This window comes from Desulfovibrio piger (assembly GCF_012843875.1).
GTDB lineage: Bacteria > Desulfobacterota > Desulfovibrionia > Desulfovibrionales > Desulfovibrionaceae > Desulfovibrio.
The window spans coordinates 78,921-95,594 of sequence record NZ_JABAFY010000002.1; the positions used below are offsets into that span (position 1 = coordinate 78,921).

At 65.5% G+C, this 16,674-nt stretch carries 14 protein-coding genes; all 14 read left to right on the plus strand.

Annotated elements, in window-relative coordinates; all coding sequences use genetic code 11:
- The first annotated feature begins 10 nt into the window (after positions 1–10).
- The gene (locus tag HF854_RS00955) at positions 11–1,219 is read left to right on the plus strand and encodes an argininosuccinate synthase (RefSeq protein WP_168934606.1); all 1,209 of its coding nucleotides are present in this window, start codon (positions 11–13) and stop codon (positions 1,217–1,219) included.
- A 160-nt stretch (positions 1,220–1,379) separates the two neighbouring features.
- On the plus strand, positions 1,380–2,768 hold the full coding sequence (gene argH / locus HF854_RS00960; RefSeq protein WP_168934607.1) for an argininosuccinate lyase: 1,389 nt from the start codon (positions 1,380–1,382) through the stop codon (positions 2,766–2,768).
- Positions 2,765–3,262, plus strand: a complete 498-nt coding sequence (locus HF854_RS00965; RefSeq protein WP_168934608.1) for a hypothetical protein — start codon at positions 2,765–2,767, stop codon at positions 3,260–3,262. The genes argH and HF854_RS00965 overlap by 4 nt, the downstream gene beginning before the upstream one ends.
- Before the next feature lie 930 nt (positions 3,263–4,192).
- Positions 4,193–5,059, plus strand: coding sequence for a Rossmann-fold NAD(P)-binding domain-containing protein (locus HF854_RS00970; protein WP_168934609.1), 867 nt, complete (start codon positions 4,193–4,195; stop codon positions 5,057–5,059).
- An 8-nt stretch (positions 5,060–5,067) separates the two neighbouring features.
- Positions 5,068–5,940 carry a hypothetical protein gene (locus HF854_RS00975; protein ID WP_168934610.1) on the plus strand — a complete coding sequence of 291 codons (873 nt, stop codon included), beginning with the start codon at positions 5,068–5,070 and terminating at the stop codon, positions 5,938–5,940.
- 135 nt (positions 5,941–6,075) lie between these two features.
- Complete coding sequence (fusA, locus tag HF854_RS00980; RefSeq protein WP_168934611.1) at positions 6,076–8,109, plus strand: elongation factor G; 2,034 nt, start codon at positions 6,076–6,078, stop codon at positions 8,107–8,109.
- On the plus strand, positions 8,109–8,927 hold the full coding sequence (rsmA, locus tag HF854_RS00985; RefSeq protein ID WP_168934612.1) for a 16S rRNA (adenine(1518)-N(6)/adenine(1519)-N(6))-dimethyltransferase RsmA: 819 nt from the start codon (positions 8,109–8,111) through the stop codon (positions 8,925–8,927). Before fusA ends, rsmA begins: the two co-directional genes overlap by 1 nt.
- Positions 8,928–9,023: 96 nt before the next feature.
- The gene (locus HF854_RS00990) at positions 9,024–9,296 is read left to right on the plus strand and encodes an HU family DNA-binding protein (RefSeq protein WP_168934613.1); all 273 of its coding nucleotides are present in this window, start codon (positions 9,024–9,026) and stop codon (positions 9,294–9,296) included.
- A gap of 127 nt (positions 9,297–9,423) precedes the next feature.
- On the plus strand, positions 9,424–9,828 hold the full coding sequence (locus tag HF854_RS00995; RefSeq protein WP_168934614.1) for a YbjN domain-containing protein: 405 nt from the start codon (positions 9,424–9,426) through the stop codon (positions 9,826–9,828).
- A gap of 194 nt (positions 9,829–10,022) precedes the next feature.
- Positions 10,023–10,226 (plus strand): 30S ribosomal protein S21, encoded by a 204-nt coding sequence (gene rpsU, locus HF854_RS01000; protein WP_040368982.1) that lies wholly within the window; start codon positions 10,023–10,025, stop codon positions 10,224–10,226.
- A gap of 90 nt (positions 10,227–10,316) precedes the next feature.
- A complete protein-coding gene (locus tag HF854_RS01005) occupies positions 10,317–10,772 on the plus strand; it encodes a GatB/YqeY domain-containing protein (protein WP_168934615.1) in 456 nt (151 codons plus the stop codon).
- A gap of 8 nt (positions 10,773–10,780) precedes the next feature.
- Positions 10,781–13,162: an endonuclease MutS2 gene (locus tag HF854_RS01010; RefSeq protein ID WP_205905990.1), complete on the plus strand. Its 2,382-nt coding sequence runs from the start codon at positions 10,781–10,783 to the stop codon at positions 13,160–13,162.
- A gap of 28 nt (positions 13,163–13,190) precedes the next feature.
- Complete coding sequence (gene dnaG, locus HF854_RS01015) at positions 13,191–14,918, plus strand: DNA primase (protein WP_168934616.1); 1,728 nt, start codon at positions 13,191–13,193, stop codon at positions 14,916–14,918.
- Positions 14,905–16,674, plus strand: coding sequence for an RNA polymerase sigma factor RpoD (rpoD, locus tag HF854_RS01020; RefSeq protein WP_006003927.1), 1,770 nt, complete (start codon positions 14,905–14,907; stop codon positions 16,672–16,674). The genes dnaG and rpoD overlap by 14 nt, the downstream gene beginning before the upstream one ends.

Below are 16,674 nucleotides of genomic sequence, written 5' to 3' on the forward strand. Positions count from 1 at the left end.
AGGCCTTACGATGAACAAAGACATCAAGAAAGTTGTGCTCGCCTACTCCGGCGGCCTGGACACCTCCGTCATCCTCAAGTGGCTGATCGAAACCTACAAGTGCGAAGTCATCACCGTCACTGCCGATCTGGGCCAGCCCGAAGACCTGAGCGGTGTGGAAGCCAAGGCTTACAAGACCGGCGCTTCCAAGGCCTACGTTGTGGACCTGCGTGAAGAAATGGCCCGCGACTTCGTCTTCCCCATGATGCGCGGCGCCGCCCGGTACGAGAACCGCTACATGCTGGGCACCTCCATCGCCCGCCCCATCATCACCAAGGCCCTGGTGGACATCGCCCGCAAGGAAGGCGCTGACGCCATCGCCCACGGCGCCACCGGCAAGGGCAACGACCAGGTGCGCTTCGAGTTCGCCGCCAAGGCCCTGGCCCCCGACCTGAAGGTCATCGCCCCCTGGCGCGAATGGGACCTGATGTCCCGTACGGCCCTCAACGCCTTTGCTGAAAAGCACGGCATCCCGATCTCCAAGGAAGCCAAGCGCTACAGCATGGACGCCAACATGATGCACACCAGCTTCGAAGGCAGCGAGCTGGAAGATCCGGGCAACGCTCCCCACGAGTCCTGCCACGAGCGCTGCGTGCCCGTGGAACAGGCCCCCAACGAGCCCGAGATCATCGAAGTGAGCTTCGAGCACGGCAACCCCGTGGCCGTCAACGGCGAAAAGATGTCGCCCTACACCATCATCAAGACCCTGGCCGAACTGGCCGGCAAGCACGGCATCGGCCGTGACGACATGGTGGAGAACCGCTACGTGGGCATGAAGTGCCGCGGCGTGTACGAAAACCCCGCCGGCACCCTGCTCTACGCCCTGCACCGCGACCTGGAAGGCCTGTGCATGGACCGCGAACTGCTGCAGCTGCGTGACATGCTGGCCGTGCCCTACTCCCACGCCGTGTACAACGGCTACTGGTTCTCGCCCGAACGCGAAGCCATGCAGGCCTTCATGGACAAGTCCCAGGAGACCGTCACCGGTACCGTGCGCGCCAAGCTGTACAAGGGCGGCGTGTGGCCCCTGGCCCGTACCTCTCCCTTCTCCCTGTTCTCCGAAGACCTGGCCACCTTCGAAGGCGGCAACTACGACCACAAGGACGCTGCCGGCTTCATCCGCCTCAACTGCCTGCGCCTCGGCATGTACGCCGCGGTCCAGAACAAGCTGGGCAAGTAAGTCTTCCTCACGGCGGACGGGGAGACCCGTCCGCCCCGTTTTTTTCCATCCGGAAGGCCGCCCCGTCCGCATCCCGCACGGGGCGCCGCCGTTTCCGGCCCCCTGTCATCGCGCGCCGCAGCGCATACACCGGCCCCTCCCGGGGCAGAGAGATCTTTCCATGAGCACCAATCAGAGCTGGGGCGGCCGCTTCGCCGAAGGCCCCAGAGAAGCCGTGGCCGCCTATACCGATTCCCAGACCTATGACCGCGCCCTCTATGCCCAGGACATCCGCGGTTCCCAGGCCCATGCCCGCATGCTGGGCCGTCAGGGCGTCATCACGCCCGACGAGGCCGAACAGATCGTCAACGGTCTCGATGCCGTGAAGCAGGAGATCGAATCCGGCGCCTTTGTCTGGAAACCGGCGCTGGAAGACGTGCACATGAACATCGAGGCCCGCCTCACCGAGATCATCGGCGACGTGGGCAAAAAGCTGCACACCGGCCGCAGCCGCAACGACCAGGTGGGCCTGACCTTCCGCCTGTTCGTGGCCGACCGCCTGACGGCCTGGCAGCAGCGCGCCGCCCATTTGTGCGCCACCCTGGTGTCCTGCGCCGACGGCCATCAGGACGACATCCTGCCCGGCTGCACCCACATGCAGCCCGCCCAGCCCGTGAGCCTGGCCCACCATCTGCTGGCCTACGCCTGGATGTTCCGCCGCGACTGCATGCGCCTGGACGACGTGCTCAAGCGCGTGCGCATCTCCCCGCTGGGCTCCGCCGCCCTGGCCGGCACCACCTATCCCCTCGATCCGCAGAGCGTGGCCGACGAAGTGGGCTTCGACGGCATCTACGGCAACTCCATGGACGCCGTCTCCGACCGAGATTTCGTGCTGGAGGCCCTGTTCGCCGGCTCCTGCATCATGGCCCACCTGTCCCGCCTGTGTGAAGAGCTCATCATCTGGGCCAACCCGGCCTTCGGCTTCGTGCAGCTCTCCGACGGCTACTCCACGGGCTCGTCCATCATGCCCCAGAAGAAAAACCCCGACGTGGCCGAACTCATGCGCGGCAAGACCGGCCGTGTCTACGGCTCGCTCATGGGCATGCTGACCATCATGAAGGGCCTGCCCATGACCTACAACCGCGACCTGCAGGAAGACAAGGAAGGCTTCCTCGATGCCGACCGCACCGTGGATGCTTCCCTGATGCTCATGGCCGGCATGCTGGAAGAACTGACCTTCCGCACCGACCGCATGCGCGCCGCCTGCGCCCGCGGCTTCCTCAACGCCACGGAACTGGCCGACTATCTGGTGGGCAAGGGCCTGCCCTTCCGCGAGGCCCATCACGTCACGGGCCATGCCGTGGCCCTGGCCGAAAAGCAGGGCAAGGGACTGGAAGACCTTTCGCTGGCCGAACTCCAGCAGCTGGACGCCCGCATCGCCGATGACGTCTATGCGGTGCTGGATTACGCCGCCGCCGTGCGCCGCCGCGAGACGCCCGCCGGTACCGGCCCCCGTTCCGTGGCCCGCCAGATCGAGCAGCTGCGCAGCTGGCTGCAGGAGCGCGCATGAGCCAGCAAAAAGCCACCGGCTGGAAGGTGCCCCTGCTCTTCTGCGCCGTCATGGGCGTAGCCGTGCTGGGCACCTGGTTGTGGCGCAACCTGGGCAAGCCCGAGGTGCCGCCGCTGGAGCCCGGTCTCGTGGCCGTGGCCCAGACCTACCACATCGACCTGGAAGCCGACCCCGAAGGCAAGTTGCTGCGTGAATCCATCACCAACGCTTCCACGGGTTTTGCCACCCATGACAGCAAGGACGCCCGTCTGGCGGCCCTGATCGACAAATCGCTGGACATGGGCCGCTTCGATGCCGCCTGTGTGGCCGCCGTGCTCCTGTTCGACCAGCACAAGCGCGAGGGCAAGCTCATGCATATCGCCCGCAGCGCCGCCAAAGACTGCGCCACCCTGCCCTGGGGTGCCTTTGCCGCCAAGGCCATGAAGGATCCCGGCGTCCAGACCGACGCTCACTTCCTGCTCAATGCCCGCTGGCGCGAATGCCCCCGGCCCTGAGCAGAAAAGGCTGTTTTATTGAGGGAGGGGGACCTTCTGCCAGCGCGAGAAGGTCCCCCCTCCCTCAAACTCCCTCTCCCTCCCAGCGCGCTTTATCAGGACAAATTTTTCTGCAAACGACGGCACGGTCCTGAATTGTTGCAAGCATGCAGTGATCCGTCGGCCAGGGATATGCCGAGACGCTGTGAAGCGTTGGTGCTGTACACGGCCGGGGCTCCCTCTTCCGGTATGGTCCTTCCGGGCAGGTCAGGCAAGACAGAAGCCTTTTGCGCCACGGCCCGGTGCGGCATCCCTGCCTGTCTACGGATCCATACCGCCCAACCGTTACAGCCCGGCCTCTTCCCTCTCCACGACTTTTTTTCTCCCGCTCTCCGAACCAGCCCATCGGGTTCTTGCCGCTGTGCGGAAATGCGCCCGTACCGCCCTTCGCCCATGAAGGATGCCGGCGCCGCCCACAGGCCCCTGCCCAGAAAAAAAGAAATTTCCTTGATTTGTGGCAGACCATAGCGCAGGATTTGTCCAGACTGTTCGCTGTGCCGGGCGGCTGCCCGTCATGCCCCGGAAGCCGGAAAGGCTGGCCCGAGCCCTTGTCCCGCTTCCGCCGCCCCGTGCCCGCTCCGAGTCTGTTGCCCGCAGCCTTCCGGAAAGAGCTTTGCGCTGTTTGGCCGGAACACGATGCATAGCCGACACGGACATGACGACACGGCAGGGCCGCACGCCCTTCCACCGTGCACCTACCACAGCACCGGGGGACCGGAGCGGGATGGCTGCCCGGGGCGCTGCGATACAGTCGCATGGACCTGAATAAAAAGTTTTGGCAAGGGTGATGGGGGAGCTCGAGGGGGAAGAGGGAAACCTTTTCCAAAAGGTTTCCCTCTTCCCCCTCGTCCCACCCTTTCGCCGCCTTCAAGTACAGCACAAGGAGTTATCATGGCCCGGCAGATCTTGCGTATCCGTGACCTGGGACAGTCCACCTTCTGGCAACTGATGCAGATGGAGGGCCAGCCCGCCCCCCTGACCGGCAAGACGGCCCTGCTGCTGGCCGCTGACGGCGCCGACACGCAGGACGTGCTGGCCGCCACGGCCGCGGCCCGTCAGCTGGGCATGGACGTGGACATGCTGCCGCCCGCGCTCTGGGCCCAGGACATGGCCTCCTGTGACCTTCAGGCCCCGCTTTACGCCCATGCCGGGCTCTGCCTGACCGCCGGCCTCAAGGGCGGCGCTCTGGACTGTCTGGCCGCCGGTCTGCCGGGAGCGGTGGTCAATGCGGGCAACGACAAGGGCGCGCCGGGCCAGGCCCTGGCCGACCTTGCCCTGCTGGCCGCCCGGCACGGGGACTGGGAGAGCCTGCGCATCTCCTGGCTGGGCGGTGCCCAGTACGGCCTGGCCTGCGATCTGATCACGGCCGCCATCTACGCGCCCTTCGAACTGTTCATGGCCCTGCCCGAATGGGGCGAACCCGATCACTCCCTGCTGGATATGGCCCTGCGCGCAGGCGCCAAGATCTTTTTGAGCCGCGACCCCGAACTGGTGCTGGAGAACGCCCACGCCGTATACATGGGCCACGGTCCGGAACAATGCGCTGCCGCGCCCCTGACCAGCGGCTGGCCCCTGACGGACGAGCTGCTGGCCCTGGCCGCCGAGGACGCCGCCGTGCTCTCCTGGCACGGCCTTGCGCCTGCCGACCGGGCTTCGGATACCGCCCTGCGTCGTGCCGCGGCCTTCTGGCCGGAACGGCTGGCGGCCCGCCGCCTCATGGAGGCCCGCCTGTACGCCCTGGCCTGTGACAGCCTGTAGGAGCCCTCATGGACAGCATCTGCATGCCCACCGGTTGTGAGGATATCTTCGCGGAAGAGGACAGCGGCCCGGCCTGGCCCCAGTGGCTGGAAGCCTTCCGGGTACCTGACGAACCGCGCGCCGCAGCTTACGAGGACACGCCCGCACATCTGCGTGCCGCCATCAAGGCCGCGCTGGCCCTGCATCAGGCCCACGCCGGAGAGATGGACAGCCGGACCTGCCGGGACGAGCGCTTCCCCCGCCGGGGATTCCGCCGGACGGCTACGGACGGCCCGGCGCCCTTTGCCCTGGTGGCCTTCCCGGCCTCGCTGCGTTCGCCCGCCCGTCTGGCGGCGGCCCTCATGCCCGCCATCCTGGCCGGTGTCCCGCTGACAGGGGCTTTCTGTCTTGGCGGTGAGCCCACGCCCGAAGTGCTGGTGACCCTGGAGCTGGCCGGTGTGGAAGATGCCTTTGCCCTTCCGGCTGCCGATTTTACGCGCTTGACGGGCGAACTGCCCCAGTGCCGCGTGGTCCTGCTGCACGGTCTGGACGGGGACGCCCTGCCGGGACGCATCTGGCGCGAAGATGCCCTGCCCCTGTTCCTGCTGCCGCAGGACACTGCCGTGGACGCAGAGCTGCTGGCCTTTGCCCACGGCCCGGACTGTACGGCACAGGCCCTGCATGGCGAGGCCGCCCAAACCGTACTGGACGGCGGACCTTTGCCCGGTCCCTGCCTGCCCGCCGCCGTGCTGGAGGAGGACGAGGCCGCCCGCCTGGCCATGGAGGGCGAAGGGGCTCCGGTGGAGCTGCTGCTCACGCCCGGCTGCGAAGCCTTCTGGCTGCACCCGGGCCTGACGCCGGACTTTTTCCGCTGCCGTCGCCGGGCCTTCAGCCTGCTGTAAACCACCCGGGCAGGACAGACGATGACCGCGGCGCCACCGCCGCCACCAGCCCCGCCGCTTGCGCGCAACGGCGGGAAAGCGCATACTTTCGCCATCCTGCCGGGACTTCCCGGCCCATACGTTGACGAGACTGCCATGAAAAACATCCGCAATATCGGCATCATCGCCCACATCGACGCGGGCAAGACCACGCTCTCGGAGCGCATGCTCTACTACAGCCGCAAGATCCACCGCCTGGGGGAAGTCCATGACGGCACCGCCACCATGGACTACATGCCCGAGGAGCAGGAGCGCGGCATCACCATCATGTCGGCCTGCACCACCTGCCAGTGGAACGAGCACACCATCAACCTCATCGACACGCCCGGCCATGTGGACTTCACCATCGAGGTGGAGCGCTCCCTGCGCGTGCTGGACGGTGCGGTGGGCGTGTTCTGCGGCGTGGCCGGTGTGGAACCGCAGTCCGAGACGGTCTGGCGGCAGTCGGAGAGCTTTGGCGTGCCCAAGATCGCCTTCATCAACAAGATGGACCGGATGGGCGCTGATTTCGCCAATGTGCTGGAAGGCATGAAAAAACGTCTGGGCGCCAATCCCCTGCCCCTGACCATCCCCAACGGAGAGGGCGAGGCTTTCGACGGCGTGCTGGACCTGCTGGCCCGCGAGCATCTGGACTTCGACCAGGCCGACCAGGGCCGCACCGTGACCCGCCGCCCCTGGAGCGATGCGGAAGCCGCCGTGGCCGAGCCCTGGCGGGAAAGCCTGCTGGAGCATCTGGCCGAGGCCGACGAGCCCTTCCTCGACCTGTATCTGGGCGGGGAATACAGCCTGGACGACGTGCGCGCCGCCCTGCGCCGGGCCACCCTGAGCCGGGCCGTGACCCCGGTGTTCTGCGGCTCCGCCCTGCGCAACAGCGGCGTACAGCCCGTGCTGGATGCCGTCTGCGACCTGCTGCCTTCGCCGCTGGACGTGCCCGCGCCCGTGGGCCGCGACAGCGAGGGCAACGAGGTGCCCGTGCCTCCCGATGCCGCCGCGCCCGCCGTGGTGCTGATCTTCAAGGTGCTCATGGAGAACGGCCGCAAGCTGGCTTTTGCCCGCGTCTACGCAGGCAGCCTGCACGAGGGCGACGCCCTGACCAATACCGCCGGCAAGACCGAGGACCGCATCAGCCGCATCTACCGCATGCATGCCGACCGCCGCGAGCAGCTGGAAAGCGCCTCCACCGGCGAGATCGTGACCCTCGTGGGCCTGCGCGGCGCGCACACCGGCGAGACCTATTGCCACAAGAGCCGCCTGCTGGCCCTGGAAGCCATCGACTCCTACGCGCCGGTCATCACCCTGGCCCTGGAGCCGCGCAATGCCGACGAAGGCAAGGTGCTGGACGAGGCCCTGGAACGCTACGCCGCCGAAGACCCCACGCTGGAAGTGCGCATGGACGAGGAAACGGCCTGCCGCATGGTCTCCGGCATGGGCGAACTGCATCTGGACGTGCTGCTGGAACGCATGTCCCGCGAATACGGCATCTCGCCCCGGGCCGGACATCCGCAGGTCATCCTGCGCGAGACCGTACGCAAGGAGGCCGACGGCCAGGGCGAATTCGACCGCGAGCTGGGCAAGGAGCACCACTTCGGCCATGTGGAACTGCATGTGCGTCCCCTGCCGCGCGGCACGGGCAACCGCGTATTGGTGGGCGACTTTTTGCCCGCCGACGAGGCCGAAGCACGCAAGCTGCTGCCCAAGCCCCTGCTGGACGCCGCCCTGGAAGGCGTGCGCGATGCCTTGCAGAGCGGTGCCCTGACCGGCTATCCCGTGGAGGACGTGGAAGTGACCCTGACCGCCGTGGAACGGCGCGAGGGCCAGACCACCGTGCCCGGCTGCCACATGGCCGCGGGCATGGCCCTGCGCGAGGCCCTGGCCGCGGCATCGCCCGTGGCGCTGGAACCGCTCATGAAGGTGGAGATCAGCGTGCCCGACGAATTCCTGGGCGCGGCCATCAGCCTGTTCGGCACGGCCGGCGGACGTGTGGAAGACCTGGAGGACCGCTCCGGGCTCAAGCATGTGCGCGGGCTGGCGCCCCTGCGCAAACTTTTCGGTTTTTCGACCTCCCTGCGCTCGGCCACCCAGGGCCGGGCCGGGCTCGTACTCACCTTTGACCGCTTCGACCTGCCCTGATGAACGAAAGCACCCAACCCAAGGCCCAAAAAAGTCTGGGCCAGCACTTCTTGCGGCATGAGAGCATCTGCAACCGCATCGCCTCCCTGCTGCTGCCCAAGGACACGGACAACGTCATCGAGATCGGCCCCGGCCCCGGCGCCCTGACCCGCGCCATCGAGGCCCAGCCCCATGCCCGGCTGGTGCTGCTGGAAAAGGACAGCCACTGGGCCGCCGAGCGCCAGCGCCTGGGCGCGGCGCGTACCCAGGCCGTGCTGACGGACGCCCTGCGCTTCGACTGGAGCCGCATCACGCCCGACAATCCGTGGAAGATCATCGGCAACCTGCCCTACAACGTGGCCTCGCCCATGATGTGGGACCTGTTCTCCCGCGCCACGGGCCTGGTGCGGGCGGCCTTCATGGTCCAGAAGGAAGTGGGCCAGCGCCTGGCCGCCGGGCCGGGCAACGGCCATTACGGGGCCCTGTCGGTCTGGGTGCAGAGTTTTGCCCGGCCGCGCATGGAGTTCATCGTGGGCCCCGGCGCCTTCAGCCCGCCGCCCAAGGTGGATTCCGCCGTGCTCTCCTTCGAGCCCCTGCCCCTGGACCAGCGCCCGGAGCGCCCGGATCTGCTGGCCCTGGTCATCAAGGTCTGTTTCCAGCAGCGCCGCAAGCAGCTGGGCAGCATCGCCCGCCGCTGCCCGCTGGCCCCGTGGCTGTCCGCGGCCATCGAGCAGGCCGGCATCACGCCCACCCTGCGGCCGGAACAGCTCACTGTGGCGGACTTTCAGCATATCAGCCGTTTCGGGGCTTCCTTGCTTGACAACCCCTTGAAAAACTGATTGCCTGACAGGTAGTTTTACAAAAACAACACGCCAGAGGGGATCCGCCCCGCGGCGGACATGGCGTATCACTGACGAGATGAGGAGGATATCCCAATGACCAAGGCTGACCTGGTTGAAAAGATTGCCGCCAAGGCCAATCTGACCAAAGCCGCTGCTGAACGCGCGCTCAATGCCTTCCTGGCTTCTGTGGAAGAATCCCTGGCCAAGGACGACAAGCTGACCCTGACCGGTTTCGGCACCTTCGTGGTGGAGACCCGCAAGGAACGCCAGGGCCGCAACCCCCGTACCGGCGAGACCCTGACCATCCCCGCCTGCAAGATGGTGAAATTCCGTCCCGGCAAGATGCTCAAGGACGCCCTCGACTAGCCGACCCCCATTTTCCGGAAAAGATAAAACAGGCCCCGCCTGTTTTATCTTTTCTCCGCCGCCTCCTCATGGTCCCCAGGACCGCCAAGCCCCGACCCCGGCCACGCCGGGAAAAGGATCACCCCCAATGGACAAGAAATTCTGTTTCGATGCCCTGGCTGAAGAAGGCTTCCAGCCTGAGATCGACGAAGACGGCGACATCTCCTTCCTCGCGGGCGAGATCTCCCTTTCCCTCATCCTCGACGAGGAAGACAAGGACTTCTTCTCTCTGGTCTGCGCCTTCGAAGTGGACGACATGGATCAGCTGGAGCTCTTCTACAGCGCCGCTTCCGAAGCCTCCCGCGAATACCGGATCGCCAAGGCCTACATCGGCGAGATCGAAGACGAATGCTTCGAGATCCGCTTCTGTGTGGAAGGCCTGGCCACGCCGGAACTCTTCCGCAGCAACCTGCGCCGCTATGTGGAGCTGCTGCTGGACATGCAGGAAAGCGTCTTTGGCGCCTGCGAAGAAGACGACTCCGACGCCGAGTAGCCTTTCCGTCCTTTCGGCACCTTCCGGCAGGGGCCCGCGCCCGCTGCCCTCTCCTTTATGTGTCCTGTAAAAAAATGCTTGCCTTTTTTGGGCATCAGGACTACAAGACTGTCCTTGACCTTGCAAACAAGGTCGAATGACGCCCGCGTCATTGCCCGGCCTGGCCGGAGCTCTCGCAGGAGGGGGTGATATTCGTGCCCGGAGTGTTTCTGAACGAAGACGATTACAACTTCGATATCGCGCTGCGCCGCTTCAAGAAGCAGGTGGAAAAGGCCGGTGTGCTGTCCGAAATGAAAAAGCGCCAGCACTACGAAAAGCCCAGCGTGATGCGCAAGAAGAAGAAGGCTGCTGCCCGTAAGCGCCTGATGAAGAAAATCAGAAAGATGAACATGGCCTAGTTCTCAGGCCTTGCACGTCACCTTTGAACTGCGGAAGGCCCTCGTGGTCTTCCGCAGTTCCTCTTTTCACCCCCTACCCATCCCAACGCCATGAGCCTGTTTGAAACTATCGAAAAAGATTACGTCCAGGCCTACAAGGCCAAGGACGCCGTGCGTCTGACCGTCCTGCGCCTGCTCAAGACCGCCGTCAAGAACCGTCTGGTGGACCTGTGCCGTCCCGGCGGCACCCTGGACGATGCCGAGATGCTCGACCTCATCATCAAGGAAGGCAAGCAGCGTCAGGACTCCATCGAGCAGTACACCTCCGCCGGCCGTCAGGATCTGGCCGACAAGGAAGCCGCCGAACTGGCCGTCATCCAGAGCTATCTGCCCAAGCCCCTGACCGAAGAAGAACTGACCGCCCTCATCGATGCCACCATCGCCGAAGTGGGCGCCACCTCGCCCCGCGAGATGGGCAAGGTCATCTCCGCCATCATGGCCACCCACAAGGGCCGTGTGGACGGCAAGGCCCTTTCCGCCGCCGTCAAGGCCCGCCTGACCGCCTAAGAGCATCCATGATCCACAGCCGCACTCTCCACGCGCTCGAATTCCCGCAGATCACGGAGCACCTCGCCAGCCTGTGCCTTTCCCCGGCCGGCCGCGAGCGTGCTCTTGAGCTGCGTCCGCTGGAAGACGCCGCCGCCGTCACCCACGCGGCGCGCCTGTATGACGAATCCGCCGTCTGGGCCGCCCGTCCCATGGGCGAGGGCGGCTTTGCCCTGGGGTCCTTCCCCGATGTGGGCGCCTTCCTGCGGGTGGCCGAAAAGCCCGGCCTGCAGCCCGATACCGATGCCTTCTGGGCCCTGCGCGAGATGCTGCGGCTGGCCAAGGCCGCCCATGCCTCCATCGCCCTGCCCGAAGCCGAGGACCAGTGGCCGCACCTGCTGGCCCTGGCCCAGGAAACGCCGCTGCCCGTGCAGCTCACGGCGGCCCTGCTGCGCTGCATCTCCGATGACGGCCTGATCCGCGACGAGAGCTCGCCCGAACTCTTCCAGGTGCGCAGCGAACTGCGCCGCCTGCACCAGAACTGCATGCGCCGGGTCAAGGACTACGCCATGCAGTACAATATGCTGGCCTGGCTGCAGGACGAGTTCATGACCCTGTCCTCGGACCGCTATGTGCTGCCCCTCAAGGCCAACTTCAAGGGCCGCATGCAGGGCATCATCCATGACTGGTCCCAGACCGGCGAGACTTGCTATTTCGAGCCCATGTTCCTGGTGGAGATCAACAACCGCCTCCAGGAGCTGAAGCGCGAGGAGCGCGAGGAAGAGCACAAGGTGCTGGCCTATCTGCGCAGCCTGCTGCTGGCCGAACTGCCCGGGGCGCGTGCCGCCCTGGAACTGCTGGCCCAGCTGGACGTTTTGCAGGCCAAGCGCCGCCTGGCCGCCGAATACGACGGCCGCTGCGTGCCGCTCTCGCCCGTGGAGGAAGGCGTCTGCCTGCTGGAGACCCGCCATCCCCTGCTGGCCCTGGTCAGCCTGCGCCAGCGCAAGGACGAACGCGGCAAGAGCGGCGGCCTGCAGCAGGTGCGCCCGCTGGACATCGTGCTGCGTCCCGGCGAACGGGCCCTCATCATCACCGGCGGCAACGCCGGCGGCAAGACCGTCTGCCTCAAGACCCTGGGCCTGTGCGTGGCCATGACCCTGAGCGGCCTGCCCGTGCCCGCGGCCGCCGGTTCGCATCTGCCCTGGTTCGGCCGTGTGGATGCCTTCATCGGTGACGAGCAGAGCCTGGAAGACAACGTTTCCACCTTCACGGCCCAGATCCAGCATCTGGCCAAGGCCTGGAAGCATCTGGACAGCACCGGCCTCGTGCTGCTGGACGAATTCGGCGCCGGTACCGACCCCGCCCAGGGCGCGGCCCTGGCCCAGGGCGTGCTGGACGGCCTGCTGGACAAGCAGACCTTCGTGCTGGCCGCCACCCACTTCCCGGCCCTCAAGACCTACGCCCTGTCGCGCGAAGGCGCGCGGGCCGCTTCGGTGCTCTTCGACCCGCAGAGCAAGAAGCCCCTTTTCAAGCTGGCCTACGACCAGGTGGGCGCCAGCCAGGCCCTGGACGTGGCCCGCGAGCATGGCCTGCCGGAAAGCATCCTGCGCCGTGCGGAGCATTATCTCCTGCAGGACGGGCAGGACACCAGCGCCCTGCTGGGCCGCCTCAATGCCCTGGCCGCCGAGCGCGAACAGGAGATCACCCGCCTGCGTCAGGAGCAGGAAAAGGCCCGCCGCGACACCCAGATCATGCGTGAGAAGACCGAGAAGGAACGCCTGCGCCTGCATGACGAAGTGCGCGCCAAGGCCGGCGAGCTCATGCGCGCCTGGAAGGAAGGCCGCGCCACCCACAAGCAGGCCCTGAAAGAGATGTCGCGCCTGCGTGCCGATCTGGCCGCGCCCGTGGTGCAGGAAGAGACCTCGGTGCTGCCGCAGATCGAACATTTCGCGCCCGGCCAGCAGGTCTTCCATACCGTGTTCAACAAGCGCGGCGTGGTGACCGACGTGGACGAACGCCGCAAGCGCGTGCGCGTGGACCTCAACGGCGTGAGCCTGTGGGCCGCCATGAAGGACGTGCGCCAGAGCGGCCAGTCCGCCCAGGCTGCGGCCCCCCGTGCGCCGCAGCGCGTCTCCCCGGTCAAGGCCGCCATCGCCAACGACGATGCGCCCGCCCTGCGCCTCGACCTGCGCGGCATGCGTGCCGACCAGGCCCAGGCCGAAGTGGAACGCTTCCTGGACAAGGCCCTGCTTTCCGGCTTCAGTGAAGTGGAGATCGTGCACGGTCGCGGCACCGGCGCCCTGCGTCGCCAGATCCATGATTTTCTGCGCTCCTTCCCGGCCGTGGCCCGTTTTGCCACCGCTCCGGAGGATCGCGGCGGCGATGGCATGACCATCGTCAACCTGCGCTAGCACAGCCGGGCAGTCCGGCGAGGGCCTCATGCAGTCCAGAGATGCCATCCGCGCCATCAAGGAGCGGCTCAACATCACGGATATCGTGCGCCGTTACGTGGATCTCAAGCGTAACGGGCCGCGCTGGGTGGCGCCCTGCCCCTTCCATCAGGAGACCAAGCCCAGTTTCTCGGTCAACGAGGAACAGGGCCTGTTCTACTGTTTCGGCTGCCAGGCGTCCGGGGACATCTTCGATTTCTACGGCCGCATCAACGGCCTGGATTTCCGCGAGACCCTGGAGCAGCTGGCCGCCGAGGCCGGCATCACGCTGGATCGCGGGCCCGTTGACAAAAAACGGCAGGAAGAAGACCGGCAGCGGCGTTCTTCCCGCCAGACCATGCTGCGCATGTACGAGCTGGCGGCGGCCCATTTTGCCGCGGCCCTCAAAAGCCCGGAAGCCGAGGAGTGCCGGGCCTACATACAGCGGCGCGGCCTGAGCCCGGATGTCGTGGAGCGTTTCGGTCTGGGCTGGGCGCGGCGTGACTGGCATTCGCTGGACCTGGCCCTGCAGCGCGCGGGCTACGACATGCGCCTGGCCGCCGAGGCCGGACTGGTGGGACGCTCGGACCGGGGCTCGGTCTATGACCGCTTTCGGGGCCGTCTCATCTTTCCCATCAAAAACCTTTCCAACCAAGTCATCGCCTTTGGCGGGCGCATCATCGCGGACGAGGACGAAGCCAAGTACATCAACAGTTCCGATACGCCCATCTATAAGAAAGGAGAACATCTTTACGGTCTTGCCCAGGCCAGAAAAGGCATTACTGTAAAGGGACGGGCCCTTTTGACCGAGGGCTACATGGACGTGCTGACCCTGCACCAGTTCGGCTACGACAATGCCGTGGGCGTGCTGGGCACCGCCCTGACCCCGGACCAGATCAAACGTCTTTCGGGCTTCACCTCGCAGCTCACCCTGTTGTTCGACGGGGACCGCGCCGGCCGCAAGGCCGCCCTGCGTTCCTGCGAGATGCTGCTCACCCGCGGTCTGGCCTGCACCGTTGTCCTGATGCCCGAAGGCGAGGACATCGACAGCCTGCTGCGCACGCAGGGCGTGGAGGCCTTCGAGGCCCTGCAGGCCCAGGCGCCGGACGGGCTGCGTTTTTGTCTGGACGTGCTGCGCGCCCTGGCCCCGCGCGAGACCGTGGAATGGGCCAAGAATTTTTTGCGCCATGTGGAAGTGCCGGAGCTGGTCAGCCCCTATGTGTCACGGCTGGCCACCCACCTGCAGCTTTCCGAGGCGGAATTGCGTCAGGGACTGGCCGACAGCAGACGTCCCGGCCCTGACGGACAGACCACGCGCCCCAGCCGGGCGCGACAGAACATGCGGGACCGCCAGATCATGATGTATGCGGTCCGCTACCCCGACCGACTGGACGATCTGCGGGATCTGGGCGCTGACCTGGCCCTGCAGTCGGACATCGCCCGTCAGTTGTGGGACAAGATCGAAGAATGGGGCTCTGACGAGGCCCCCTACCATCTGGACCAGCGCGAAAAGAATTTCTGGTCCTTCTGCCGGGGCGCCGAAGCGGCCCCCCGTGATGACGGCGACAGGGAGCTGGAAGCCCTGCGCCATGATCTTGATGCCTATTATGCGGCAACCCAGCGCCAGTCCGTGACGGCCGCCCTGCGGCAGAACACCGGCACCGGCGACTTTGCCGCTGATTTGGAATATCTTCGCGCACTGCAGGAAACCTTGGAGCAGGGACATGAGCAATCTTAAAGATATCCAGCAAATTCAAAGCCTCATCGCCAAGGGCAAGGGCATGGGCTACCTGACCTTCGACGAGGTCAACAAAGCCCTTCCCGTGGAGATGAACACTCCCGAGCAGTTCGAGGAGATCATCGGCATCTTTGAGCAGCTGGAGATCGCCATCGTCGATTCCGAAAAGGACGGCAAAAAAATCTCCGCCACGCCCACCGAAACCGACGACGACGCCATGGACGGCTCCCTGGAGCTGGCCGAAGACGAAGAATCCGCCGACTATTCCTCGCGCAGCACCGACCCGGTGCGCATGTACCTGCGCGAGATGGGCGCCGTGCCCCTGCTGGATCGCGACGGTGAAGTGGTCATCGCCAAAAAGATCGAGATGGGCGAGCAGGACGTGCTCTACGCCCTGGTGGAAGTGCCCGTGGCCGTGGAAGAGCTCATCAACGTGGGCGAGGACCTGCGCCAGAACCGCATCAAGCTCAAGGACGTGGTCAAGACCATCGAAGAAGACGATCCCAGCGAAGACGAGCTCAACCAGCGCTCCCGCGTCATCCTGCTGCTGGACGAGATCAAGCAGATCTTCAAGAAAAAGCGCAAGATCTACAAGAAGCTGGACGACTGCAACACCCTTGACCGCAAGGTGACCGCCATCCAGAAGGAGATCATCAGCTACAAGGAAGAGATCGTCACCCGCCTGCGCGACATCAAGCTGGAAAAGACCCTCATCGACCGCATCATCGAAACGGTCGAGGACTACGTGCGCCAGATGCACAACTGCCAGCGCGACCTTTCGGCCTACATCCTGTCCACCGGGCGTACCCAGGCCGAGATCCAGGAGATGTTCACCGGCCTTGAGCAGCGCACCATCAATCCCAATGATGCCGCCCGCGACCTCAAGCTCAGCGTGGACGAGCTCTTCTCCTTCAAGGAAATGATCATCGGCAAGATCGAGATCCTGAGCCGTCTGCAGGAAAAGTGCTGCCACAACGTCAACGACCTGGAAGAAGTGCTGTGGCGCATCAAGCGCGGCAACACCGCCGCCATGCGCGCCAAGCAGGAGCTCATCCGCTCCAACCTGCGTCTGGTGGTCTCCATCGCCAAAAAGTACACCAACCGCGGTCTCCAGTTCCTGGACCTCATCCAGGAAGGCAACATCGGCCTCATGAAGGCCGTGGACAAGTTCGAGTACCAGCGCGGTTACAAGTTCTCCACCTACGCCACCTGGTGGATCCGTCAGGCCATCACCCGCGCCATCGCGGACCAGGCCCGCACCATCCGTATCCCGGTGCACATGATCGAGACCATCAACAAGCTCATCCGCACCTCGCGTTACCTGGTGCAGGAGCTGGGCCGTGATCCCACGCCCGAAGAGATCGCCGAGCGCATGGAATACCCGGTGGAAAAGGTCAAGAAAGTGCTCAAGATCGCCAAGGAACCCATCTCGCTGGAAACGCCCATCGGCGACGAGGAAGATTCCAGCCTGGGCGATTTCATCGAGGACAAGAAGGCCGTGGCCCCCGCCGAGGAAGTCATCAATACCAAGCTGTCCGAACAGCTGGCGGCCGTGCTGGCCGATCTGACGCCCCGCGAGGAACAGGTGCTGCGCAAGCGTTTCGGTATCGCCGAAAAGAGCGACCATACCCTGGAAGAAGTGGGCAAGCTCTTCAACGTCACCCGTGAACGCATCCGCCAGATCGAGGCCAAGGCCCTGCGCAAGCTGCGTCATCCCGTGCGCAGCCAGCCCCTGCGTTCCTACTACGAAAACTAG